Source organism: Paractinoplanes brasiliensis, assembly GCF_004362215.1.
Lineage (GTDB): Bacteria > Actinomycetota > Actinomycetes > Mycobacteriales > Micromonosporaceae > Actinoplanes > Actinoplanes brasiliensis.
The window spans coordinates 188,378-213,309 of the sequence record NZ_SNWR01000002.1 but is presented as its reverse complement, the minus strand read 5'-3'; the positions used below and the strand labels follow the sequence as shown (position 1 = coordinate 213,309).

Below are 24,932 nucleotides of genomic sequence, written 5' to 3'. Positions count from 1 at the left end.
GCCGAACACGCATCTGGCTGCACCAACGCCCGGCACTGGCCGCAGCGCGCGTGTTTGCGCTGGCCAAAGCGTGCGCGGATGACCATCCGCGGTGGCCCGTCCGGGCAAATCCGTGAGACGGAAGACACACACCGCACCGATGCATTCTTCGTGCGGAGTGCAAAAGAAACCGGGCGTCCCGCGAAGGGGAACGCCCGGGTTCTTGTTGTTGCAATTAGTTGTTGCCGCCGGAGATGAGCCGCCGGCCCACGGCCGCAATGAGCCGATCGAGCTCCGAACCGAACGGGTTGTCGTGCACCAGGTACGTCCAGGTGGCGCTGGGCCGCACGATCTTGGCACGCTCGGGCTCCCAGCCGTCGCTGAGGTCGGCTTCCTCGAAGGCCTCGATGGTGCGGGCCTCCACGTCGAGCAGAAGCTTCTGGAAGGCCGGCACGGCGGCGCGGTGGAACTCGTCGAGCGGGTCCAGCTTGCCCAGCGCCCGCAGGTGAACACCCTCGCGCACCTCGCTCAGCTCGGCCAGGTGGTCGACCCAGAGCCGGTCGAGGTGATAGAGCGCGATGGCCCGGGCGGCGTCGGACAGGACGTCCTCGTCGAGCTCCTTGGCCTTCTCGGGCGAGCGCTCGAGCAGCATGATCGCCGCGACCTCGGAGGTGAGCAGGCGCTCACGGCGCTCGGCCAGTGCCACCCGCTGCTGCTCGATGACGACGCTGTAACGCCAGGTGTTGCGGTGGATCTCGTGGTTGACGCCCTCGGCGACGCGCTGGGCGTGCTCGACCGCGTACTCCACCTGGTCGTCGTGGACGACGCCGTCCATGTCCATCCGCGGCGAGGCGGGCAGGATGTCGCCCGCGTGCCGGGTGACCAGCTCGTCCTCGAGGCTGACGAAGAAGACGGAGCCGCCGGGGTCGCCCTGCCGGCCCGCGCGGCCCCGCAACTGGTCGTCGACGCGGCGGCTGTCGTGCCGGCCCGCGCCGATGACGTAGAGGCCACCCAGCTCGACGACCTCGTCGCGGTCGGCCTCGTCACTGCCGCCGAGGCGGATGTCGACGCCGCGACCGGCCATCTGGGTCGAGACGGTGACGGCGCCCTTCGCGCCCGCCTCGGCGATGATCCGGGCCTCCTCGGCGTCGTTCTTGGCGTTCAGCACGTTCGACGGCACCCCGACCGCTGCCAGTTGCTTGGCCAGCAGCTCGGACGCCTTGACGTCGAGCGTGCCGACCAGCACCGGGCGGCCCTTCTCGTGGGCGAGCTTGATCTCTTCGACCAGGGCCTCGTCGCGCGTCTCGTGCGCGGAGTAGATGCGGTCGGGCTCGTCCTCGCGGATGTTCTCGGCGTTGGACGGGACGACCGCGACCTCGAGCTTGAAGTACTCCCGCAGCTGCTCGCCGACGTGCACGGCGGTGGCCGTCATGCCACAGACCGTCTTGTAGAGCGCGATGTAGGCCTGCACGGTGATCGTGTTGAGGACCTCGCCCTCGGCGGTGGCGTTCAGCCCCTCCTTCGCCTCGACCGCGGCCTGCAGACCGTCGGGCCAGCGGCGCCGCTGGGCGACCCGGCCACGCATCTCGTCGATCAGTTCGACGCCGCCGTTGCGCACGATGTAGTCGATGTCGCGGCGCAGCAGGGCGTGGGCGTGCAGCGCCACGTTGACCGCGGACAGGTGCTGGACCTGGTCGTCGGCGTACAGGTCGATGCCGCCGAGCTCTTCCTCGACCTTCTTGAGGCCGGCGTCGGTGAACGCCACGCTGCGGCCGTCCTCGGCCACCTCGTAGTCCTTGCCCGCCCGCAGCTCGCGCACCAGGGCGGCGGCCTCGTGCACCGGGTCGCTCTCGGTGGTGACGCTGCCGGCGAGCACCATCGGCACGCGGGCCTCGTCGATGAGGATCGAGTCGGCCTCGTCGACGATCGCCGTGGCCAGCTCGCGCTGCACCCTGTCTTCCACGTCGGTGACGAGCTGGTCGCGCAGATAGTCGAAGCCGGCCTCGCTGACCGACACGTAGGTGACGTCGGCGAGGTAGGCCTCGCGGCGCTCGGAGTGGGTGGAAGCCTCGGTGACCCAGCCGACGGTCAGGCCGAGCAGCTTGTAGACCGGCGCCATCCACTCCGCGTCGCGACGGGCCAGGTAGTCGTTGACGGTGAGCACGTGAACCGGGCCGTGGCCGAGGCGGACATGCCCGTACGCCGCGATCGTGGCCGTCAGCGTCTTGCCCTCACCGGTGGCCATCTCGGCGACCTTGCCGGAGAGCAGGGCCATCACACCGAGCAGCTGCACGTCGTACGGACGCTGCTCGATCGCCCGGAAAGCCGCCTCACGGCCGATCGCGCACAGCTCGGTGAAGTCACTGGCCTCCCGGGCGGCGGCGGTCAGCGCCTCGTCGTCCAGCTCGCGCAACGCTTCCTCACGAGCGTCGATGGCCGGCAGCCGCTTCGAGAACGGCGCGAGGTCGACCGTTGTGCCCGGACGCTGCAAGAACTTGCGAAACCGGCTCTTCAGCCGCTGCGACACACCCATGGCGGGCAACGGTACTTCATTTTCCTGAGAGCTTGGCGACGACCTTCCGTTTGCGACACCCCCGTCGCGGGCACGTTGTGTTGGCAGGTTGGGCTTTGAAGGGGAGGCAGGGTGCCGAGTCAGCTCGTGTGCCGGCCGGAACGGGGGTTCCCGGTCGCCGCGTTGCGGGTCGCCGGCACTCTCGATCAGGTCACCGGCGACGCGCTTCAGCAGGCGGTCCGGCTGCGCCTGGCCGATCAGCCGACGGTGCTGCTGCTCGACGTGGCCCGGCTGCGGATCGGCGACCCGGTGGGCCTGTCGGCGCTCAGCTCGATCGCCTGCCAGGCGTTCGAATGGCCGGACGTGCCGGTGGTGCTGTGCGGCGCGGACAGCCGGACGACGGCGATGCTCTCGGACGTGCCGGAGTGCGCGGGACTCGACTTCGCCGGCGACTTCGCCGGGGCGCTCGCCGCCGCCCGGGCCGAGACCGTGCCGCCGCGGATCCGGGTGCGGATGCGGCCCGTCCCCGACGCCTGCCGGCAGGTGCGCCGGCTGGTGACCCAGGCCTGCGAGACGTGGAACCGGGCCGGCCTGACGTCGACGGCGACGCTGATCGCCACCGAACTGGTCGCCAACGTCGTACGGCACGCGCGCACCAGCATGGAGGTCACCCTGCGGCCGCTGAACGGCGAGCGGCTCGGCATCACCGTCCGCGACCGCAGCCGCCGGATGCCGAAGCCGGCCGACGCCGGGTTGTCCGACCCGGGCGGGCGCGGCCTGCGGCTCGTACGGGATCTGACCGATGCCTGGGGTGTGCTGCCGGTGACCGACGGCAAGGTCGTCTGGACCCGGATGCGGGCCGACGCGCGATGATCCTGAACGGGTGCCGGAGCGCCGACGTGCGGTAGCGTCTCCCCCGTGCAACCGGCCGACCCTCAATTCGAAGCGCTGCTGGTCTACCTGAAGGAGTCCCGCGGCTTCGACTTCACCGGCTACAAGCGATCGAGCCTGATCCGGCGGGTCAACCGGCGGATGGCCCAGGCCGGCGCCGGCGACTACCCCGACTACGTGGACTACCTGCAGGTCCACCCGGACGAGTTCACCGCGCTGTTCAACACCATACTGATCAACGTCACCGGATTCTTCCGCGACGCCGACGCCTGGGAATTTCTCGCCAAGGACGTGCTCGGGCCGATGCTCACGGCCAAGCCGGTCGACTCGCCGATCCGTATCTGGTGCGCCGGCTGCGCCTCCGGCGAGGAGGCCTACACGCTGGCGATGGTGCTGGCCGAGCACATCGGGCCCGAGGCGTTCAAGGAACGGGTGAAGATCTACGCCACCGACGTCGACGAGGAACAGCTCAACGACGCGCGCCAGGCGACGTACGGGGAACGCGAGATGCAGGCCGTGCCGGCCGAGCTGACCGAGCGCTACTTCGAGGCGGTCAACGGGCGGCACGCGTTCCGCAAGGACATGCGCCGCTCGATCATCTTCGGCCGCAACGACCTCGTCCAGGACGCGCCGATCTCCAGGATCGACGTGCTGACCTGCCGTAACACGCTGATGTACTTCAACGCCGAGACGCAGGCCAAGATCCTCGGCCGGTTCCACTTCGCGCTGCGCGACGAGGGCGTGCTGTTCCTGGGCAAGGCCGAGATGCTGCTCAGCCACGGCAGCCTGTTCACGCCGATCGACCTCAAGCGCCGCGTGTTCCGGCGGGTGCCGCGGCTCTACGCACGCCCCGGCGTCGCGTTCGCCGATCCGCCGCCGATCGCCGAGGCGCCCGTCACCGGCCTCGACGAACTGCGCAACGAGGCCTTCGCGGCCAGCCCGCTGGCCCAGCTGACGCTCACCGCCGACGGTCAGGTCGCACTCTCCAACCGGCAGATGGAGAACCTGTTCGGGGTCTCGTCGCGCGACATCGGCCGGCCGTTCCGCGACCTCGACCTCTCCTACCGGCCGGTCGAGCTGCGGCGATACATCGAGCAGGCCCAGCTGGAACGCCGCACGCTGCGCATCGAGGACATCGACCACATGCGCGCCGGCGAGCCGATCAACCTCGAGGCGCAGATCAGCCCGCTCGCCGGGGCGGACGGCAGCCTGCTCGGCGTCAACCTCGTCTTCCACGACGTGACAGCCTCCCGGCGCCTCAAGGACGAGCTGGAACACGCCAACCAGCAGCTCGAGGCGGCGTACGAGGAACTGCAGTCGACCAACGAGGAACTGGAGACCACCAACGAGGAGCTGCAGTCCACGGTCGAGGAGCTGCAGTCCACGGTCGAGGAACTGGAGACCACCAACGAGGAGCTCCAGTCGACCAACGAGGAACTGGAGACGATGAACGAGGAGCTCCAGTCGACCAACGACGAGCTGCAGAGCATCAACGACCAGCTGCGGATCTCCAGCACCCAGCTCGACGAGGCCAACGATTTCCTCGAGACGGTGCTGACCAGCATGCAAGCGGGTGTGGCGGTGGTCGACCCCGATCTGCGCATCCGCATGTGGAACCGCCGCGCCGAGGACCTGTGGGGCCTGCGCTCGGGCGAGGTCATCGGCCGGCACTTCCTCAACCTCGACATCGGGCTGCCCATCGAGCGCCTGCGGCCGATCCTGCGTTCCGCCCTGCAGGCCGAGGTGGCCGGCGCCGAACTGCAGGTTGACGCGGTCAACCGGCGCGGCCGTACGGTCTCGGTGCGGGTGGCGTGCACTCCGCTGCGACGACGCGAGGGTGGCGTCCAGCCCGAAGGCGCGATAATCGTGATGGAGACCGGGGCGGTCGAACCGAACTGACCCCTGTTTGCCGGTCGCTCACCGCGGGTAACCCCCAGCACGGCCCGGACTCGAAAGGCGGCAACATGGCAATCGAGTACGGGGTCGACTTCAACGGCCTGCACCTGATCGCGACGGTGTCCGGAGCCCTCGGGATGACCGAGGTGTCCGGGCTGTACACGAACATGGTGAAGTCGGTGGCCGAGCAGCCCGACGCCCTGCTGGTCGACCTCTCCCGGATGGTCGTCACCGAACCGCTGGCGCTCGCCGTCTTCACCGCGGCCAACCGGCAGGCCACCCGGTGGCCCGGCACCCCGATGGTGCTGTGCGCCCCCCAGCAGGCGACCTGCGAGCTCCTGAACGGGCCCCCCTTCCGGCACCTCGCCGTGGCCGACAGCCTCGCCGCGGCATGCGACCGGCTGGCCGGCGATCCCGCGGCGACGGTGCTCGCCCTCTCCGACGACCTGTTGCCGATCCGCGGCGCCGCCCGCCACGCCCGCGATCTCACCACCGAGGCCTGTCTGCGGTGGGACCTGCCGAACCTGGTCGGGCCGGCCTGCCTGATCGCCACCGAACTGGTCAGCAACGTGATCGACCACGCCCACACGATGATGACGCTGAACGTGTCGCTGCGCTCGCGATACCTGCACATCGCCGTACGGGACGGCTCGCCGGAGCAGGTGGGCCCGCCGATCGGGCCGCCGCCCGCAACCGGTCGCGGCCGAGGTCTGCTGCTGGTCGACGCCACCGCGCAGACCTGGGGCTGCGTGCCCTCGGCGGACGGCAAGGTGGTCTGGGCCTCCCTGCGCCGCCCGACGAACTAGTTCTGCATCAGGCGGGCCAGGCCCGTCACCTTGAGAATGCTCGCCACGTGCGGCTGGGCGCCGCACAGCGTCAGCGGGACCTCGGCCACCGACGCGGCCGAGGCTGCGTCGACCAGCACCGCGATGCCGGCCGCGTCGAGCAGCGGCACGCCGGACAGATCGATCACGACCCTGTCCCGCTCGCTCAACGCGATCGCGTGCCGCAGGCCGATCCGCAGCCGCTCGGCGGTGTCCCGGTCGACCTCGCCGCGCACCCGGGCGATCACCTCGGTGCCCTGGCGCACCGGCTCGACCTGCAGGGGGTGGCGCTCGGGACGGGTCTCGACGCCCTCCCAGCGCGGCGGGACATCGCTCAGCATCGCCTCACGCAGCCAGGAGAGGGCCCGGGTGAGCAGCCGCGACACGTGCATCTGGGAGATGCCCAGCTCGGTGGCGATCTCGGCCTGGGTGCAGTTGCCGTAGAAGCGCAGAGCCAGCATGCGGCGCTCCCGGCCGGGCAGCCGCATCAACAGGTCGGCCACGGTGACCCGGTCGTCGACCAGGTCGAGGTCGGCGTCGACGTCACCGAGCAGGTCACCGAACTCCGCGCCCTCGTCGCCGCCACCGATCGGGGCGTTCAGCGAGGACGGCGAGTAACCGGCAGCCGACTCCTGAGCCTCCCGTACGGACTCCAGCGGCAACCCGAGCCGCTCGGAGATCTCGGCGGCGGTCGGCGTACGGGAAAGCATGCTCGTCAGGATCATGGTGGCGTGCCCGACCTCGAGGCTGAGGTCCTGCACCCGGCGCGGCACGTGCACACCCCACGTCTTGTCGCGGAAATGCCGCTTGATCTCGCCCGAGATGGTGATGACCGCGTACGCCGTGAAGGAGCCGCGGCCCGGGTCGTACCGGTCGATCGCCTTGACCAGCCCGAGCCGCGCCACCTGCTCGATGTCCTCGAAGGACTCGCCGCGGCCCCGGTAGCGCCGGGCCAGCCGCCCCGCGAACGGAAGGCACAGCCGGGTCAGGGCGTCGCGAAGGGCGGCCCGCTCGGACTCGGCCCCGGACCGGATCCGATCGAAATACTCCAGGGCCGCCGCGTCGAGATCCTCGAGGCCACCGTCCGTCGCCGGAGCGGCCGCTCGATCGAGAGCCTCGACCGTTCTGTTCTCGGGCATCGGTGCTCCCCTCGACGACGCCAGTACGTTGACCGCAGCGGGGCCGTGCGTAACGGGGACGACCAAGCTGTGGCCCAGCCGCCGCCCATCGCGACATTACTGCCCGAGCCGACAGGCGCTCAAACAAAAGCGCTGATATTCACCGCTCGGATTGCTGCGGCGGGTCCGGGCGGTCCTGCTCGGTCAAGGGTTTGTTGAGCTGGCCCATGTTGGGTGCCTCGAGTTTTGGGCGGGCCGGGCGCGGATTGGTTCCCGACGCGGGCGGGCGGTTGAGCTGCCCCGGATTCTCCGGCTCCCGGCTCGTCGCCGCCCGGGGAGCGCTGTTCTGCTCGGGGCCGCCCGCACCGAAACGACCCGGACTGTTGCCGAGGCCGGGCAAGCCGCTCGGCGCCTGATCCCCCGGGTGGACGGGGGCGGACGGGCCGGCGGGCGGCTGATCCGCGTAACCGGGGGCCTGGGCCAGACCGGAAGGCGCTTGATCCTTCTGGCTGGTGGACCCGGGCGGGGTCTTGACGGGCGGCGCCTGGGACGGGGGAACCGTCAAACCGGACGGCTCGCCCCCGGCACCGGTGCCCGGCTCGCTGCCGGCGCGGGCGTTCGGCTCGCTTCCGGCGCGGGCACCCGGCTCACTGCCGGCGCGGATGCCCGGCTCCTGCTCGGCGCGAAGGCCTGGCTCACCCCCGGCGCGATTGCTTTGCTCACCCCCGGCGCGATTGCTTTGCCCACTCCCGGCGCGATTGCTTTGCCCACTCCCGGCGCGATTGCTTTGCCCACTCCCGGCGCGGATGCTCGGCTCGTTTCCGGCTCCGGTTCCGGAGCTCGGCCGGCCCAATGGCTCGTTGCCGTCCGGCGGGGCGCCCGGACCCGAGGGCTCGGAGCCGGTCCGCGCCGGAGCGCCCTCGGCGCCCGCCCGCTGCAGGGTGGTGGGGTGGACGCCGACGTCCGGGGCGTCCGGTTGCGGCTTTGCCTGCGGAGCGGCGGACGGCGCCTGGCCGGGCGGCGACGCGGGCCGAGACGGGGGCTGAGACAGGGGCTGAGACAGGGGCTGAGACAGGGGCTGAGACGGGGGCGAGGCCGCCGGGCGGTTGACGGCGGGCGGGGGCTGTGGCGGCGAGTTGAGGGCGGGCGGAGCCTGAGGCGGCTCGTTCAGCGCGGCCGGTTGCTGCGGCGCGGGGCTCCCGGGCACGGGCGGCTGCTTACCCGGGCCTGCCGGGACGTTGGACATGCCGTTGAGCCCGCCGGACCGCGAGACCGGACGGGCGGGGGTGAACTTGGGGGCGTCGAGCGGCCGGCTCTGATGCCAGTCCGGCGGCAGGGGCGGCATCGGTTTCCTGGTCGCTCCCTCTTCCGCCTCCGGGCGCGCCGGTTCCGTTCCGCCACTCGCGGCGGGCACAGTCGGGCCATCGCCCACTCCACCACCCGCCCCCGGCACAGTCCGGCCGTCGCCCGCTCCACCACCGGCCGCCGACACATCCCGTCCGACACCTACGCCACCACCCGCCGCCGCCGTCAGCCCATCACCCGCTCCACCACCCGCCGCCGACACATCCCGTCCAACACCTACGCCACCACCCGCCGCCGCCGGCACAGTGGCCCCGTCGCCCGCTCCACCATTCGCCGCCGAGACATCCCCTCCAACACCTACGCCACCACCCGCCGCCGCCGTCAGCCCATCACCCGCTCCACCACCCGCCGCCGACACATCCCGTCCAACACCTACGCCACCACCCGCCGCCGCCGTCAGCCCATCACCCGCTCCACCACCCGCCGCCGACACATCCCGTCCAACGCTTGCGTCGCCAGCCGCCGCCGGCGCAGTGGCCCCGTCGCCCGGTGCGCCATTCGCGGCCGGCGCGGTTCGTCCTGCACCGCTGCCCGAACCGGCCGGATCGGCCGTGCCCGGCGTGACGGACCCGTTCTCCCCGGGCCCACCGAACAGTCCTGCGGCGTTGCCGCCACCCTGACCGGCATTGCCGAGACCGCTGGGGGCCGCACCAGGCGTCAAGCCGCCGCTCTCCCCCGCGTCGCCGCCGGGGGCCGGGGGGATCGGGCGGGCCCCCAGCTCGGCGCCGCCGGCGCCGCTCAGCTCGGGGCGCAGGCCGGACGGGGACGATCCGGCGCCGCCCAGGCTGAGGTCGAGCGCGGGAGGCTCGGCGGACAGGGTGCCGCCGCTGAAACTCAGGTTGAGGCGCGGGCCGCTCGGCTCGTCGCCGGACCCGGGCCGGGTGGCCGGGCCGGACGACGTGGCCGGGCTCCCGCCGGTGAACGACACGCCCACCGGGCCGTCATGCCCGGAGGCGCGGTAACCCGGGCCGGTCACCGGATTGTCGTCGTCCTCGCGCTGGGCCCGCCGCGGCCGGTACTCGGACCGAGCCGGCTCGTCCTCGGCCGGAGCGTCGGACGGCGAACCGAAGGTCAGGGGCGACCCGAACGCCAGCGACGAACCGAACTCGGCCGGCCGCTCCTCCCCCGAGCCCGAGCCCGACCCGGAAGCCGGACCCGACCCGGAAGCCGGACCCGACCCGAAAGCCGAACCGGACTCGGCAACGGACTCCGGTCCGGATCCGAAAGCCGTGGCCGGCTCGTCGGCAGAACCGAAGGCCGTGGCCGGGGTGGGCGGGGCGGCCGGTTCGAAGGCGCTGGACGCGTCGGCAGCCCCGAAGGCGGTGGGCGACTGCGGAGTCGCGGTGATCTCGCCGGCGCCGGGCGGGCCCGGGGCCCACGGCGGTTCCACGTCGGCGGCGGGCGCTCCGGCCGCCGGGGCCAGCCCCGGGCCACGGAAGTCGAAACCCGACCCCGGTTCCCCGTACGGCTCCCCCAGCCCCCGCCGGGACGCGGCGATCAGCCCCGACTCCTCGGCCAGCCCGGCCGCCCTGACAACCTCGGCGGCGGCGCTGCCGGCTGCGCACGGCAAATCCTGGCCGCAGGTCGGGCAGACGGTGACGCTGCCGGAGGGGCCACGGCCGCCGGCGTGAGCCAGGAGCATCTCCCGGGCGGTCCGGGCCAGGACGCTGTCCGGATCCACGAACGCCTTGTTGGGTGCCACGTCTGCCGCCCTCCGCTACGTCCGCGAAGCCGGCACCTCACGGAACACGAATCCAGTTCACCGCCGATTCGTGCCGTTCGCGCGCTTTTCAGCTTTTCGGCGACAGGGGTGGCAGACGAGGAAGAACGGCAAACCGGTCTCCGCAGGTCGGCGACGTGCTTACGGTTCTCCCATATTCACTCACGGTGTGTGGGATATGACTCTCCGTACTATATGAGAACCCTTCAGGAGGTGATTCGCATGGATGACGTCGACCTGCACCGCGAGCAGATCCTCCGGCACGTCGGACCCGTCATCACCGGGCGGTTCGCCGGCTATCAGGCCTCGTACACGCGCGAGGTCCGGATCGGCCAGCCGCTGCTGATGGCCGTCGTCCTCGCCGCCGGCGTGATCCAGTTGCTGGCCGCACTGGTGCGGATGAAGCCGGGCCGGCGCAGCTTCAAGGAGCTCAAGAAGGGCCCGGAGTTCCTGGTGACGCCCGTCCGGGTCCGCGACGACCTGGGCCAGACCTACGAGGTCGAGATGCACGGGCAGTTACCCCAGTCGGCGCTGCACCGGGGCGACCTCGTGCAGCTCAGGACGGTCGCGCAGAAGGACGTCACGCTGCCGCACCGGCTCGTCAGCCTGGTCAACCTGACCACCATGCAGCCCCTCACGCCGCGCATCCCGACGATGTGGTCGCACCTGGGCCCGGCGTTGCTCCTGCAGGCGATCCTGGGCTTCCTCATCGTCGCCGCGGTGGTCGCCGCGGTGATGCGCTGAACCTTGGAACAGGCCTTACAGCTTGTCGAGCGGCACGGCCGCGGCCAGGGCCATCATGCCGGCGTCGTTGGGGTGCAGGTGATCGCCGCCGTCGAACTGCGGGTTGAGCCGCAACGGTTGGGCCGGGTCGCGCAACGCCTGGTCGAAGTCGGCGACCGCGTCGAACGAGCCGTCGCCGCCGGTGCGGATCCACTCGTTGACCCGCAACCGCACCTGATCCTGCGCCGGCGTGTAGGTCGTCCAGCCCTTCCACGGGGTGAGCGTGCCGACGACCACGCGCAGGCCCTGTCCGCGCGCCCGGGCCGAGAGGTTCGCGAGCCCGGCCGTGATCTGGGTGAAGTCCGTCTGCCGCGGCTGCTGGATGATGTCGTTGATGCCCGCGAAGATGATCAGCGTGCGGGCGCCGGGCCGCTCGAGCACGTCCTCGGCGAACCGGGCCTGCGCCGACCGGCCGGCCGTCGACGTGATCTGGTACCGCGGATATTGCCCGTCGAGCAGGATCCTGTTGCCGGCCAGCCCCGCGTTCGCCACGCCGTACGCGGGAGCGCCGGCCGACGCGAGCCGGGCGGCCAGCAGGTCGGGCCAGCGCCGGTTGCGGCCCGGGGTCGAGGCCGCGCCGTTGGTGATCGAGTCGCCCAGGGCCACGATCGTGCCGGACGCGCCGGTCACCTCGAGGGCCGAGACGTAGAACCAGGCCGAGGCGCCCTTCGTGAACGCCGTGGCGGCGAGGTCGCCCGCGTGGTCGGCAGCGCCGGGGCTGACGAAGGAAAGCTGCTTGGCCTCGGCGTGATAGGTCGACGCGGCCGGCTTGACCGGGGTCCAGACCGACACCAGCACGTCGGCATCGGCGGGGACGGCGAGGGGCGCGGCGTCGCTCAGGACGTCACCGCCGACCGGCACAGTCACCTCGCCCCGGCCGCCGAAGGTCACGTCGTGCAGGGTGCCCCGCACCGCCGTACCGTCGGAAGGGTTGTTGGCGCCGTCGCGGCGGCCGCCGGAGTGGGCCGAGATCGCGACGGTGACGTGACCGAACCGCACCGGCGCGACGCCGAAGCGGTTGCTCAGGCGGATGCGCACCTGGGGCCCGCCGACCGTGGTGTGCACGACGTTGCGGACAGTGTGGCCGAGCGGGCGCTGGTAGTTCGCCGACGACGGCGCGGCCGCCCACGCCGTCGACCACTCCGGGCCGGCGGCGCCCGGGACGCCGGTCGTGATGGCCGGCGCGGCCTGGGCCGAGGCGTGCGGGGACGGCGCCGACGAACGCAGCGGACCGAGCGTCATCCAAGTCACGGTCAGGATCGTGGAGAGGACCACGGTCACCACGACGCCGATCAGCAAGCGCCGCGCGTTCAAGATATTGCCCTCCCCAGGGTGCTGATCCGGATGAAATCCGGTACGGCAGGGTACCGCTGCGATCGTGTTCGCCGGCGCCGGCATCGCCTGTATCGAAAGATATGAGAGGGACACCACGTGCGATCTCATGGTTTGAGGTCGTCTGGCGCGACACACCGGCGCTGTGCGAGTTTGAGAAGACGTTGAGAGGTGGTGTGCCGTGGGCGAGGACGTCGAGCAGGCCAACTTCACCCGTGAGGACCGTGCGAAGTACAGGCACAAGATCCGCCGGAGCCTGGACGTGTTCGCGGCGATGCTGCGCGAGTCCCGGTTCGACTTCGAGCGGCCGCTGACCGGCATGGAGATAGAGCTCAACCTGGTCGACGAGAACTGCGATCCGGCCATGCGCAACGCGGAAGTGCTGGGCGCGATCGCCGACCCCGATTTCCAGACCGAGCTCGGGCAGTTCAACATCGAGATCAACGTGCCGCCGCGGCGGCTGGCCGGTGACGAGAACGCCGACCTCGAACGCACCCTGAGGGCCAGTCTCAACAACGCCGAGAAGCACTCCAGTACGGTCGGCGCGCACACGGTGATGATCGGCATCCTGCCCACCCTGCGGCGCGAGCACATGACCGACGCCGCGCTCTCGGCCAACCCGCGCTACAAGCTGCTCAACGAGCAGATCTTCGCGGCCCGCGGCGAGGACCTCGACATCCGGATCGACGGCGTGGACAGGCTGGCCGTCACGACCGACACGATCGCGCCCGAGTCGGCCTGCACCAGCACCCAGTTCCACCTGCAGGTCAGCCCGGCGCAGTTCGCGGCGTACTGGAACGCGGCCCAGGTGATCGCCGGCGTGCAGGTGGCCCTGGGGGCGAACTCGCCGTTGCTGTTCGGCCGCGAGTTGTGGCGCGAGACCCGGATCCCGCTGTTCGAGCAGGCCACCGACACCCGCTCGGAAGAGATCCGGGCCCAGGGCGTACGGCCGCGGGTGTGGTTCGGGGAACGGTGGATCACGAGCGTCTTCGACCTGTTCGAGGAGAACGTGCGCTACTTCCCGGCGCTGTTGCCGATCTGCGACGACGCCGACCCGGCCGAGCTGCTCGAGCGGGGTGAGATCCCGCAGCTGAGCGAGCTACGGCTGCACAACGGCACGGTGTACCGCTGGAACCGCCCGATCTACGACGTCGTACGGGGCCGCCCGCACCTGCGCGTCGAGAACAGGGTGCTGCCGGCCGGGCCGACCGTTGTGGACACGATGGCCAACGCGGCGTTCTACTACGGGCTCATCCGTACGCTGGCCGAGGCGGAACGTCCGCTGTGGACGCAGATGAGTTTCAGCGCGGCCGAGGAGAACTTCCACGCCTGCGCCCGGCACGGCATCGACGCCACCGTGTTCTGGCCCGGCATGGGTTACATCCAGGTCACCGAACTGGTGCTGCGCCGGCTGCTGCCGATGGCCCACCTGGGGCTGGAGCGGTGGGGTGTCTCGCAGGGCGAGCGCGAACGGCTGCTGGGCATCGTCGAGCAGCGCTGCCTGACCCACCGCAACGGGGCCGCCTGGCAGGTGCAGACGCTGCACGCGCTGGAGGCCGACGGCATGGACAGGCAGGCCGCCCTGCACGAGATGCTGCGGCGCTATCTGCCGCTGATGCACGAGAACAAGCCGGTGCACGAGTGGCCGTATCCGAGCTGACGGGCGCGGCCGTCAGAGCGATGCCAGGAAAGCGGTCAGCGCGTCGTTGAAGGCGGCCGGCTGCTCCAGGTTCGGCAGGTGGCCGGCGTGGTCGACGACGACCAGCCGCGCTCCCGGGATCAGGGCGTGCATCTCCTCGGCGTCGGCGACGGGGGTGAACTCGTCGTCACGGCCGACCACGACGAGGGTGGGCACGGCGACGGTGGTGAGCAGCTTCCGGTAGTCGTCGCGTTCGGCCCGGCCCCGCAGGGCGGCCGCCGCGCCGGCGGGCGGGGCGCTCGTCATCATCGTCATGACGTGCCCGGCCACGGCCGGCATCGCGTCGACGTTGCGGGCGGCGAGCATCTTCGACAGGTTCTGCTCGGCGTACCCGGTCATGCCCTCCGCCTCGATCCGGCCGGCGGTGGCGCGCCGGAACTCCTGTGCCTCGCCGGTGTCGGCGCGCGGGAAGGTGTCGGCCAGAATCAGGGCGCGGACGCGGGACGGGAACTGCCGGTAGCACTCCATGACGATCTGCCCGCCCATCGACAGGCCGCCCAGCACGAAGTCGCCGATCCCCAGGTGGTCGGCGAGACCGGCCACGTCGCGGGCGAACACCGGCAGCGGCGTCTTGCCCGGGATCACGGTCGTCGCGCCGTAACCACGCAGGTCCGCGGTGATCACACGCCATCCCGAGCCGGCCAGCGCCTCCACCTGCGGCCGCCACATCGAGCGGTCGAACGGATGCCCGTGCACCAGCACCAACGGGCGCCCGGCCCCGGTGTCGTCGTAGTCGATCGTGATCCCGTTGACGCTCGCTGCGCTCATGGGATCGACGCTATGCCGAGGCCCGGGGCTGCTGAACGGCCAATCCCGGAGTCGCGGCTGTCGGGGACGTCATAGCGCGGCGACCAGGCGGGTGGCGAATCCGGGGTTTCCGGCCCAGTGCAGGCGCAGATAGGAGGCGTGAACCGTGGGGGTGGCGAAGCCCTCCGGATCAGCGCCGCGCCAGGCCCAGGCCGCCCCGCCGGCCGGGGAAAGCAGGAGGCCCGAGCGAGGATGAACGGTGCTCCGGTGGAACTCGTGTCCGGTGACGCGTGTGCCCGCGGGGGCGAGCGGGCTGTCGGACAGTGCCACCGCGTCGCGATATCCCGAGGTCGTCGTGGGAGTCATGGCTGCTTCGGCGTCGATGACCGCGCACATGGGGTCGCCGTCGAGGGAGTGGCAGAGCCAGAGCAGGCCGGCGCCCTCGGCGACGATGCTGCCACCGCCGGCGGCCAGGTCGGCCACGGCTTTGCGGAGGGGTTCGTTGGCGGACAGCTCCGCGGCGTACGCCTCCGGGAGGCCGCCCCCGACGACCAGGCCGCGGGCGCCGGCGGGCAGGGCCTCGTCGCGCAGCGGGTCCACGGTGACGACCTCGGCGCCCGCGCCGCGCAGCAGTTCGGCCGTCTCGGCGTACGCGAAAGAAAACGCGGGACCGCCGGCCAGCGCCACCACCGGGCGGCCCGCCACCGGCTCCTCCCCCTGCGGCGACCACGGCGTCACGTCGAGCGGCGGGGCGGAGCGGGCGATCGCCATGACCTCGGCCAGGTCGACCGACGACTCGATCAGCGACGCCAGGGCGCCCACCGATTCCTGGGCCTCGGCCGACGGCGCCGAGGGCACAGCCACAGCGCCGGCCCTGGGCAGCGCCCCGAGCACGGGGGTGCCGACTTCCTCGCACGCCTCGCGCAGGATCGTCTCGTGCCGGTCGGAGCCGACCCGGTTCAGGATCACGCCGGCCATGCGGACGTTGCCGAAACTCCGGAAACCGTGGACCAGCGCGGCGATCGAGCGCCCCTGAGCCGCCGCGTCGACCACGAGGATCACGGGGGCGTCGAGCAGCTGGGCGACCTGGGCCGTCGAGCCGGTGTCGCCGGCGCCGGCGCGTCCGTCGTACAGGCCCTGCGCGCCCTCGACAACAGCGAGCGACGTGCCCGCGGAGCCGTGCGCGAACAGCGGCCCGACCAGGCCCTCGCCGGCCAGCACGGGGTCGAGGTTGCGGCCCGGCCGGCCCGCCGCGAGCGCGTGATGTCCGGGGTCGAGGTGGCCGGGTCCGACCTGGAACGGCGACACCGCCAGCCCGCGACGCGCGAAAGCCGCGAGCAGCCCGGTCGCCACCGTGGTCGTGCCTTGCCCCGAAGCGGGCGCGCCGATCACGACGCGCGGAATGCTCACCATGCGATGCCTGCTGTCCTTTGCGGTGTGCGGTGTGCGGCGTGCCGGGGCCGTCAACGCGGGCCGGTCGGCACCGCCTTCTCGGTGGTGGGCAGTGGCTGCGGCGCGAGCTTGTCGAGTTCCTTGACCACGTCCAGCACGGCCAGCGCCGACGTCTCGACGAGCGGCCGCAACCGCGCGTACAGCTCGGCGTCGACCGGGTCGGGCTCGGTGCGCGTGCCGAGCGGCGCGAACTCGGCCACCGCGTCGAGGTCGGGCAGCTCACCGATGGCGTGCCGGGCCAGCAGGCACGCCCCGAGCGCCGTGCCCTCCGGGGTGTCGGCCACCGACACCGGCAGGTTGAGCGTGGCCGCGAGCACCCCGACCCAGAGCTCCGACGCGACCGCGCCGCCCGTGGCCCGTACGGAGGAAAGCTCGATGCCCTCGGCCGCGAACGAATCCTTGACCAGGGCGAGCTGCTGGCACACGCCCTCGACAGCCGAGCGGACGAGGTGGGCGCGCCCGTGCTCACGACGCAAACCCAGGTAGGCGCCGCGCAGGCCGGGACGCCACCACGGGGCGCGCTCGCCGAGCAGGTAGGGCAGGCACAGCAGGCCGTCGCTGCCGGCCGGGGCGCCCTGGGCCTCGATCAGCAGGGCGGCGTCGCGCTCGTCGGCGTCCTCGCCCTCGGCGCCCGGCCGCTCGAATCCGCCCGCGAAGCTCTGCCCCGCCCAGCGCACGACCGAGCCCGCGTTGTTGACCGCGCCGCCGATCACCCATCGGTCCTCGGTCAGGGCGTAACAGAACAACCGGCCCGCCTTGTCGGCCGTGGGCCGATCGACCACCGTACGCAGGGCGCCGCTGGTGCCCAGCGAGATCGCCGCGACCCCGGGCGGGATGGCGCCGACTCCCAGGTTGGCCAGCGGGCCGTCGGCCGCCCCGATGATCAGCGGCGTCTCCTGGTCGAGGCCGGCGGCCCGTGCCACGTCGGCACGCAGCCGCAGCCGGGTGGTCGTGGGCAGCACCTCGGCCAGCTGGGCCGGCCGCACACCCGTGACCTCGAGGGCTTCCGGATCCCAGCGCCGCTCGTGGATGTCGTACATCCCGGTGCCGCTCGCGATCGACAGGTCCACCACGAACGGCCCCTCGGCCAGCCCGGCCAGCACGAGCTCCTTGACACCGCCCCAGCGCGGCGTCGACCGCAGCGCCGCCGGATCGTTGTCACGCCACCAGGCGAGCTTGGTCAGCGGCGACATCGGGTGGACCGGCGTTCCCGTACGGGCCTGCAGCCCTCTGCCCCGGCCGTCGGCCACGATGCGCTCGCTCTGCTCCCCCGCCCGGCCGTCGGCCCACGTGACGAGCGGGCCCAGCGGGGCGCCGTCCGCCTCCATCGGCACCACCGCGTGCAGGAAGGCGCTGAGGCCGATCGCCACCACACGATCCCCGTTGTCGCGGCAGGCTGCGGCGATGTCGATCAGGGCCTTGACCGCGGCGTCGCGCAGAGCGAACGGGTCGAGCTCGGCCCGCCCCGAACCGGGCACGCTCAACGGGTAGTGGACGCTGGTCAACGCGCGCAGGCTGCCGTCCGGCGCGGCGGCGATGCCCTTGGTCGCGGTCGTTCCCGTGTCGATCCCGATCACAACGTCCATGCGACCAACTTAACCGGCAGCCCTCCCGAGGATTTTCCCGTACGCCTCCCGGAGCGCGTCGAAGCCGTACCGCTCGGCCTCCCGCCCCCGGATGACACCGTGCGGATCGCCGTCCAGGAGGTGCTGCAGCACGACGACGCAGACATGCCACCCGGTCGTGACCGAGGCCGGGTCGCTCGGCTCGACAAGCGTGTGACGCAGCGTCAGCAGGGTCCCGTCACCGGCCGGTTCCAGCTCCCACCGCAGCAGGTCCTGCCCCCAGGTGTACTCGAGCACCTTGGGCGCCTCGACCACCCGGACCACGGCCGGCGTGTCCTCCCGGTTGTCCCCGTCCACCATCGTGAACGTGGTCACACCGGGCTCGTTGAGATCCCGTACGGGAACGAAAGGCGCCCACTGGTCGAGCTCGGCCGGGTCGGTGAGCGCCTCCCACACCACCGGCGGCGGTTGCCGGAGCTCCCGGACGAACACCAGAGTCCACGGCTCACCGGCCCCTTCGAGCCGCGCGTCCCTCGCCGCACCGACATCAAAACTCACCGTTCTCCTCCATCCTGACCAGCCCCTCGACCGTTCCCCGGCTTCGAGGCGGGTTGATCGGCCTGCCCGGCACGGGCCGCCGCCGGGCCCTCGGGTGACGACCCGTCGCCCGTCTTGTGCTCCAGGTGCCGCTCCAGCTCGGCGAGGTGGTGCGTCCACATCCGCCGATAGGGCGCCAGCCAGGCGTCGAGCTCGCGGAACGGCCCGGGTTCGAGCCGATAGACCCGCTGCTGGGCCCGGATCCGCGCGGTGACTACCCCGGCTTCCCGCAGCACCCGAAGGTGCTTGGAGACCGCGGGCTGGCTCATCGCGAGCGTCTCCACGAGCTCGCCCACCGTGCACTCCCGCAGCCGCAACGCGTCCACGATCCGGCGGCGGGTCGGCTCGGCCAGGGCGGCGAGGGCATCCACCCCTTCAACATGCCACCGACGTTATATAACTGTCAAGGCATGTACCGAGCCGCGGGCCGTCGCCGAGGACGGGGTCAGGCGCAGCCCGGCCCGGCCGCCTCGCCGCGGACGATGCGGTAGCCGGAGATGTCGCCCTTCACGTAACCGGCCAGCTCGCGGACCGTCTTGGGGGCGTCCCCGTGCACGCCGGCGTAGGCCAGGATCGCGGAGTCGACCGCCCGGCACGTCGCCTTCTCGGCAACACTCCGGGCCTGCCGCTCGGCGGCCCTCGCGTCGAACTGAGAGTAAGAAGCAGCAGCAATACTCAGAGTGACAGCGGCGGTCACGGGAATATGGATGAGGCGCACGGGAACACCCTAGGCAACTTCACTCACAGTACCGAGCCAACCGAACGGACGAGGAAAGCACCCACCGGTATCACTCCGGGTACAGACTCCGAAGTCCGGCGACCGGGACATTCGCCTGGAGGAAGGCCAGAATCCGACCCGACACCCGGGCATACCGAGCGTCTCCAGGGCGCAAAAACTCTCCGTGACGGGCACCCTGGAGGGTCACGAATTGTTTTGCCGGGAACGGCGCCGACGAGTACGCGTCCAGGCCCGCCCGCAGCGGAACCACCCGATCCCGGTCGCCGTGCAGGAACAGCAGCGGCGCAGCGGGCCCGCCGTAGGCGATCGGCCGCCGTCCGCTGATCGCCACCCCGGCCCGCAGGTACGCCGGATGCCCGGGCCCGAACAGCCCCAGTGTCGTGGTGCCCCCGGCAGAGAACCCGACCGCCACCACCCGGTCCACGTCGAGGTGCCCGGCCAGGGGGTCCCCGGCCGCGCGGTCCAGCGCTCGCACCGCCTTGATCACCCACGCCGCGTCGGCCGGCTGGTTGACGATGTCATGCCGGTCGACCCGCACCCGCCCGTTCGTGTGCGGGTAGGCGGGCGCCGCTACCACGTACCCCGCCTCGGCCCACCCCTCCGCCAGCGGCGCGAACTGCCGGGGCAGGCCGCCCAGCCCGTGGCTGAACAGGATGATCGGGTGACGGCCGGTGAGACGCACGCGGTGCCACAGCGTGGTCGGCAGCGGCCGGTCAATGCCACGGGCGAGGGCGAGCGCGCGGGTCACCACGGCCTGCCGCGCCGACGCCGGCGGAACCGGTCCGAAACCGTCCAGCAGCAGCGCCAGCAGGACCAGCACCACCGCGAGTCTGCGCACGCCGTGAGCGTAGGAACGGCACGCAATACGGTCGATCGCCGTTGCGGGTGACCATGCCCGGCCTGACGGCGGGGCCGCTCCCCGGTCGGGCGGCGGCCGACAGCCGATCGGACGAATCCGGCGATCCGGGTGACCTGCGGCGTGAAGGCGTGAATGACGCGCACGTGGCATGAGTGAACGTTTACGGCACCGGCACCGAGTCCGTACGGTGATGACACAGAGCAACGGTCCCATCACGCTGGAGGAACCCATGCGTCGTGCCGCCGCCGTACTCGCCCTTGTCCTCGCCGGCCTCTGGTTCGCCACGCCCGCGCAGGCCTTCGCCCACAACGCCGTTCACAACACGGCGATGCACGCCCTGCTCGATGCCCTGACCCTGGTCGTGGTCTCCGCGCCGGTGTGGACGGCGCTGCTGTGGAGCGGCGGAAACCGGTGGTGGCTGGCCGGGCTGATCGCCGTCGTGCAGATCCCGGTGGCGATCATCGGGTTCGCGCCGATCGCCAACCCGTACCTGCACCTGTCGCTCTTCGTGATCGCCATCGCCCTGACGACCGTCTCGCTGCGCGTGGTGCGTCAACAGGCCAGAGCCAACCGCCCCGCCCCGGTCAAGCCCTGACGAACGGCCGCCGGGACTCCGAGGTCAAGCCCGGGCCACAACGGTCAAGCCCTGATCCACTCGCCCGACGGCGCCCGCACGGCCAGGCCGACCACGGCCTGGCCGTCACGCACCAGTTCCACATCGGGACACCCGTCGGCCGCGGCATGCCACTCCCCCGACGGATCCTTGACGGCGTTGTGGCGGCAATGTTCCTCGTCCGCGTACCCCCACGCCCTCAGCAACTCGCGACCACCCACCGAGTAGCAGCCCACGGTCGCGACCCTGTCCCCCTCGGGACGCCGGAAGTAGTCGGCCCGCAACCCCGGCACGGGCTCCCCCTCGAACGGGGCGTCGAACACCGTCCGGTGCGGCGTGAATTCGCTCAGGTCCGGAAGCACTCGAACATCGCAGCACACCCCAGCCGCCGAACAAGGCATTTCACAGCGGACCGGCACGGCTGAGTGATCCAGTTTTAACCTGCCTGTCAAGTGTGATGCCCACAATACTCAAGTGGTGACCGAGACGATGGTGCCGGTCAACGGCATCGAGCTGTGTGTGGAAACCTTCGGCGAGCCCGGCGATCCCGCCCTGCTGCTGATCGCGGCCGCGAGCAGCTCGATGGACTGGTGGGACGACGAGTTCTGCCGCCGCCTGGCCGCGGGCGGGCGCTTCGTGGTCCGCTACGACCACCGCGACACCGGCCGGTCGACATCGTTCGGGCCGGGCCCACCGCCGTACTCCGATGTCGACCTGGCCCACGACGCGTTGGGTGTGCTCGACGCGCTCAACCTCCGCCGGGCCCATCTGGTCGGCCTCTCGATGGGCGGCGGTCTGGCCCAGCGCATCGCCGTCGAGCGCCCGCACCGGCTCCTGTCGCTCACCTTGATCGCGTCGAGCACAACCTTCCCCCCGTACGCGCTGAGCCAGGTGGACGCCGAGCGGCGCTGGTCGGATCGCCGGTGCGCGGTCGAGGGCATCGTGTCCGCCACGCGCAGCACGGGTGGCCCGTTCACCGCCGAGGATCAGCATCTGCGCCGCCTGGCCGAGCGGGTCTTCGACCGCACGCAGGACATGACCGCGGCCCGGACGAACCATCTGCGCTGCGCCGCCGGCCCGCCGGTGAGCGACCGGCTCGGCGAGATCTCCGCCCCGACGCTGATCCTGCACGGCACACTGGACCCGGTGGTTCCGCCGGCGCAGGCCGAGGCGATGTGCGCCGAGATCCCCGGCTCACGGCTGGTGTGGCTGGAGGGCGTCGGCCACGAGTACCCTCCGATGGCAGTGTGGGCCCAGGTGATCGACGAGATCCTCGATGAGGCCGGCCGCCGCACGCAGCCGGCCTGATCCCACTGCGACGCCGGCGGGACCGACGGACACACGCACCGCGGCCCGAGCGTTCTACGGGCGGCGCAGGGCGTCGAGCATGCGCATGCCGGCGAACATCGAGCCGCCCACCGCGACCATGTAGCAGAACAGCAGGCCGGCGGAGTTGGCCGTGCCCAGCATCAGGAAGAACAGCCCGGCGGCGAACGCGGCCGTGCCCGAGCCGATCGTCAGGAACCAGCCGGTGGCTTTCTCGGCCGGCGTCCACCGGGGCGACGCGCTGGCCATCAGCATCCCCGCGAAGGGTCCGACGCCCGGCATCACGAACGCACCCGCCGTCATCAGCCCGATCGCGGTGTACTCGGCCGCGCCGCCCACCGCCGCTCCCCCACCGGTGGCGGCCGGCGGGGGAGGCGGGATCAGGGCGGGCAACTTCAGGTGCGGGGGCAGGTAGCCACGCCGGGTGGCCGCCACGAGCGCTTCCGGCGGCCCTAACCGGCGCAGGATCTCGGCCGGGTCCGTGATCGGTGACGACGGCGACGTCCGGCGCATGGCGATGTAGTCAGCCACGGTCGTCATCAGCTCGTCCCGCAACTCGGGCGCCAGGTCCTCACTCTCCGCCCACAGGGCGGCGAGATAGTCCAGGACGATCACGTCCGTGTGCTCGAGCGGTGCCGTCGTCATCGTTCTCCCCCTGCCGATCAGTTAGGACCAGCATCGACGGCCGCACCCCCGCCGGCATCCGCCCGCGGACCAGATCCAGCGGCGCCGCTACGACTTTCGGCTGACCCGCCGGGAGACACTGGGCGCATGCGCCTGGTTTCGCTTCTCCCGTCGGCCACCGAAATCGTCTACGCCCTCGGCCTCGGCGACCAACTGGCCGGGGTCACCTTCGAATGCGACGAGCCTCCGGCGGCCCGCCAGGAGAAAATGGTGGTGGTCGGCGGCAAGGACACGCGCGGCATGACCCCCGCCGAGATCGACGCGTACGTGAAGGCCAGGCTCACCGACGGCGGTGACCTCTACACCCTGCACGCGGACGCCCTCGCCGGGCTGGACCCGGACCTGATCCTGACGCAGGACCTGTGCCGGGTGTGTGCGCTGCCGTCGGGCCATGTCACCGATGCGCTCGACCACCTGGGCTGCCGCGCTGATGTGGTGTCGCTCGACCCGTACAGCCTCGACGAGGTGCTGCAGACCTTCCAGGCCGTGGGCGACGCGGCCGGCGTCCCCGAACGCGCCGAGACCCTGATCGCCGGGTTGCGCAAGCGGCTGGAATCAGTCGAGCAGGCCGTCGCCGGGAGGCCTCGGAAGAGGGTGGCGATCGTGGAGTGGGTCGAGCCGCCGTTCTCCGCCGGGCATTGGGTGCCTGACCTGGTCACGGCGGCCGGAGGTGAGCCGGTGGCCGCCAATGGGGGCGCGCGGTCGGTCGAGACGACGTACGCGGCTTTGACGGCTGCTGATCCCGAGGTTGTTCTCGTCACGCCGTGCGGGTTTCACCTGGAAGGGGCGATCTCGCAGGCTCGCGTGGTCGCGCCGCATTTCCCCGATGCCGAGGTGTGGGCGCTCGATGCCGACGGGTTGATCGTGCGGCCGGGTCCGCGTCTGGTCGACGGGGTCGAGGCGATCGCTGCGATTCTGCATCCGGATGTCTTCGGGGGGCACGACGCCGCTTTCCGGGTGCAGTGATTGGTGCGCCCACCGGATTTCGGCGGTTACTCTTGATCGCTTCGCTCGCGCTGGTCGTTTGATGGATTACTCTGGTCGCGCCAGGACTTTGGTCGCGGTGACCACTTACGGCCGTCCATCGCTTGCGCCTGCCGCAACTCATCATTCGGTGGTTGCGGTCAAAGAAGAGAGAGACCGCTCCGCCGGGTGGGTGACAAAGGGTTTATCGGGTTTTCGGCCCGGACCCCAGAATGATGAGTTGCAGCCGGCCGGCGGCGAGAAGCGGCCGCGAGTGGTCACCGCGACCGAAGTCTCAGGGTGACCAAAGGAACTCACCAAAAGACCAGCGCAACCAATACACACAGGGTGACCGTCGAAATCCGGTGGGCGCATGAAAGCGACCACGGGCGACCGAACTCAATGCACCAGAGCCGGAGCAGCCCCCGACCACCGCTCCCGAGCCGCAGCCCGAATCCGCGAAGCCTTGTAGAGCCACAGAGAATCCCGCCCGAACGACCAGGTCAACGACCCCAGAGCAACGGTCAGGGCGACCATGGTCAAAAAGGTCGGCAGCAGATCGGCCGTGACCAGCGCCAGCACAATCCCCTGCAGAGCCGCGACCACCTTGCGCGAGAACCGGGGCGGCAGAGCGGCGTTGAGCCACGGAGCAAAGAGGGCAGCCGCCACGAAGACGTACCGGAAAGCCCCGATCGCCACCCACCACCAGCCGAAACGGTCACCCGCGTAGACGCTGAGCACCAGGATGAGGAAGGCGTCGACCTCCATGTCGAAGCGGGCGCCCAGGGCCGTTGTGTTCCCGGTGCGGCGGGCCACCTGCCCGTCCACACCGTCCAGGGCCAGGGCCACCCCGGCGATCACCACCAGAACGGGGGTGCTGACCGGTTGGGCGAACGACGTGACCACCATCGCGGTCACCGCGCCGACCAGCAGCGCGCGGGCCAGTGTGACCGCGTTCGCCGGGCCGATCGTCGTCAGGCCGGCGCGGTCGAGCCCGGCGCCGAGCAGGCCGCAGAGGACCAGGCCGTAGGCCGCGCCGGCGATCAGGCCGGTGGCGGTGAGGCCGAGGGTGCTGCCGAGCAGGGCCAGCAGGGCGAGCTGGGCGGCCAGTCCGACCACCGGGGCACGCGAGGAGCCGACTCCGGTGGGTGCGGTTACTGATGTCACCGTGGCCTCCATGTGCAAGATCGGCCGCCGCGTATGGTTGCCGTCGTCAGCGATTGACACGAGTTCGGACGGCGTTCGGTTCAGCGGGCGGAGGAAAGAAC

General features: G+C 71.5%; 22 protein-coding genes. 8 read left to right on the top strand and 14 right to left on the bottom strand.

Annotation, left to right across the window (positions count from 1 at the left end):
- Positions 1-214 precede the first annotated feature (214 nt).
- Positions 215-2,512: an accessory Sec system translocase SecA2 gene (secA2, locus tag C8E87_RS32970; RefSeq protein WP_133877365.1), complete on the bottom strand. Its 2,298-nt coding sequence runs from the start codon at positions 2,510-2,512 to the stop codon at positions 215-217.
- A 111-nt stretch (positions 2,513-2,623) separates the two neighbouring features.
- On the opposite strand from secA2, the gene C8E87_RS32965 reads away from it, so the two are divergent.
- From C8E87_RS32965 to C8E87_RS32955, 3 genes are all read left to right on the top strand, one after another.
- Positions 2,624-3,364: an ATP-binding protein gene (locus tag C8E87_RS32965; protein WP_133877364.1), complete on the top strand. Its 741-nt coding sequence runs from the start codon at positions 2,624-2,626 to the stop codon at positions 3,362-3,364.
- A gap of 45 nt (positions 3,365-3,409) precedes the next feature.
- Positions 3,410-5,281, top strand: coding sequence for a CheR family methyltransferase (locus C8E87_RS32960; protein ID WP_133877363.1), 1,872 nt, complete (start codon positions 3,410-3,412; stop codon positions 5,279-5,281).
- A 65-nt stretch (positions 5,282-5,346) separates the two neighbouring features.
- A complete protein-coding gene (locus C8E87_RS32955; RefSeq protein ID WP_133877362.1) occupies positions 5,347-6,084 on the top strand; it encodes an ATP-binding protein in 738 nt (245 codons plus the stop codon).
- Here C8E87_RS32955 and C8E87_RS32950 read toward each other — a convergent pair.
- On the bottom strand, positions 6,081-7,241 hold the full coding sequence (locus C8E87_RS32950) for a SigB/SigF/SigG family RNA polymerase sigma factor (RefSeq protein ID WP_133877361.1): 1,161 nt from the start codon (positions 7,239-7,241) through the stop codon (positions 6,081-6,083). The two genes, C8E87_RS32955 and C8E87_RS32950, sit on opposite strands and share 4 nt — an antisense overlap.
- A gap of 139 nt (positions 7,242-7,380) precedes the next feature.
- Entirely contained in the window at positions 7,381-10,287 is a 2,907-nt protein-coding gene (locus C8E87_RS46500; RefSeq protein WP_279536914.1) for a hypothetical protein, read from the bottom strand.
- A 240-nt stretch (positions 10,288-10,527) separates the two neighbouring features.
- Between C8E87_RS46500 and C8E87_RS32935 the strand changes: the two genes are divergently transcribed.
- A complete protein-coding gene (locus C8E87_RS32935; protein WP_133877358.1) occupies positions 10,528-11,049 on the top strand; it encodes a hypothetical protein in 522 nt (173 codons plus the stop codon).
- Positions 11,050-11,064: 15 nt separating this feature from the next.
- Here C8E87_RS32935 and C8E87_RS32930 read toward each other — a convergent pair whose 3' ends face one another.
- Positions 11,065-12,402 carry an SGNH/GDSL hydrolase family protein gene (locus C8E87_RS32930; RefSeq protein WP_133877357.1) on the bottom strand — a complete coding sequence of 446 codons (1,338 nt, stop codon included), beginning with the start codon at positions 12,400-12,402 and terminating at the stop codon, positions 11,065-11,067.
- Between the two features lie 199 nt (positions 12,403-12,601).
- Between C8E87_RS32930 and C8E87_RS32925 the strand changes: the two genes are divergently transcribed.
- Entirely contained in the window at positions 12,602-14,080 is a 1,479-nt protein-coding gene (locus C8E87_RS32925) for a glutamate-cysteine ligase family protein (RefSeq protein ID WP_133877356.1), read from the top strand.
- A gap of 12 nt (positions 14,081-14,092) precedes the next feature.
- On the opposite strand, the gene C8E87_RS32920 is transcribed toward C8E87_RS32925, so the two are convergent.
- The 7 genes from C8E87_RS32920 to C8E87_RS32890 form a co-directional block, all read right to left on the bottom strand.
- Complete coding sequence (locus tag C8E87_RS32920) at positions 14,093-14,887, bottom strand: alpha/beta fold hydrolase (protein ID WP_133877355.1); 795 nt, start codon at positions 14,885-14,887, stop codon at positions 14,093-14,095.
- Between the two features lie 69 nt (positions 14,888-14,956).
- Positions 14,957-16,279 carry a cobyrinic acid a,c-diamide synthase CobB gene (locus C8E87_RS32915; protein WP_133877354.1) on the bottom strand — a complete coding sequence of 441 codons (1,323 nt, stop codon included), beginning with the start codon at positions 16,277-16,279 and terminating at the stop codon, positions 14,957-14,959.
- A gap of 50 nt (positions 16,280-16,329) precedes the next feature.
- The gene (locus C8E87_RS32910) at positions 16,330-17,904 is read right to left on the bottom strand and encodes a gluconokinase (RefSeq protein ID WP_133877353.1); all 1,575 of its coding nucleotides are present in this window, start codon (positions 17,902-17,904) and stop codon (positions 16,330-16,332) included.
- A gap of 9 nt (positions 17,905-17,913) precedes the next feature.
- Positions 17,914-18,441: an SRPBCC family protein gene (locus tag C8E87_RS32905; protein ID WP_133877352.1), complete on the bottom strand. Its 528-nt coding sequence runs from the start codon at positions 18,439-18,441 to the stop codon at positions 17,914-17,916.
- On the bottom strand, positions 18,438-18,851 hold the full coding sequence (locus tag C8E87_RS32900) for an ArsR/SmtB family transcription factor (protein ID WP_133877351.1): 414 nt from the start codon (positions 18,849-18,851) through the stop codon (positions 18,438-18,440). The genes C8E87_RS32905 and C8E87_RS32900 overlap by 4 nt, the downstream gene beginning before the upstream one ends.
- A 74-nt stretch (positions 18,852-18,925) precedes the next feature.
- Complete coding sequence (locus C8E87_RS32895; protein WP_133877350.1) at positions 18,926-19,198, bottom strand: hypothetical protein; 273 nt, start codon at positions 19,196-19,198, stop codon at positions 18,926-18,928.
- Positions 19,199-19,268: 70 nt separating this feature from the next.
- On the bottom strand, positions 19,269-20,057 hold the full coding sequence (locus C8E87_RS32890; protein WP_133877349.1) for an alpha/beta hydrolase family protein: 789 nt from the start codon (positions 20,055-20,057) through the stop codon (positions 19,269-19,271).
- 211 nt (positions 20,058-20,268) lie between these two features.
- On the opposite strand from C8E87_RS32890, the gene C8E87_RS32885 reads away from it, so the two are divergent.
- Complete coding sequence (locus C8E87_RS32885) at positions 20,269-20,673, top strand: hypothetical protein (RefSeq protein ID WP_239080162.1); 405 nt, start codon at positions 20,269-20,271, stop codon at positions 20,671-20,673.
- A 44-nt stretch (positions 20,674-20,717) separates the two neighbouring features.
- Here the strand turns inward: C8E87_RS32885 and C8E87_RS32880 are convergent, their stop codons facing one another.
- Complete coding sequence (locus tag C8E87_RS32880; protein WP_133877348.1) at positions 20,718-21,053, bottom strand: hypothetical protein; 336 nt, start codon at positions 21,051-21,053, stop codon at positions 20,718-20,720.
- 112 nt (positions 21,054-21,165) lie between these two features.
- On the opposite strand from C8E87_RS32880, the gene C8E87_RS32875 reads away from it, so the two are divergent.
- Positions 21,166-21,999, top strand: a complete 834-nt coding sequence (locus tag C8E87_RS32875; protein ID WP_239080163.1) for an alpha/beta fold hydrolase — start codon at positions 21,166-21,168, stop codon at positions 21,997-21,999.
- Positions 22,000-22,053: 54 nt separating this feature from the next.
- Here the strand turns inward: C8E87_RS32875 and C8E87_RS32870 are convergent, their stop codons facing one another.
- Positions 22,054-22,662, bottom strand: coding sequence for an HAAS signaling domain-containing protein (locus tag C8E87_RS32870; RefSeq protein WP_133877347.1), 609 nt, complete (start codon positions 22,660-22,662; stop codon positions 22,054-22,056).
- 126 nt (positions 22,663-22,788) lie between these two features.
- Between C8E87_RS32870 and C8E87_RS32865 the strand changes: the two genes are divergently transcribed.
- Complete coding sequence (locus C8E87_RS32865; RefSeq protein WP_133877346.1) at positions 22,789-23,667, top strand: ABC transporter substrate-binding protein; 879 nt, start codon at positions 22,789-22,791, stop codon at positions 23,665-23,667.
- 396 nt (positions 23,668-24,063) lie between these two features.
- Here C8E87_RS32865 and C8E87_RS32860 read toward each other — a convergent pair whose 3' ends face one another.
- Positions 24,064-24,831, bottom strand: coding sequence for a CDP-alcohol phosphatidyltransferase family protein (locus C8E87_RS32860; protein WP_239080164.1), 768 nt, complete (start codon positions 24,829-24,831; stop codon positions 24,064-24,066).
- Positions 24,832-24,932 lie beyond the last annotated feature (101 nt).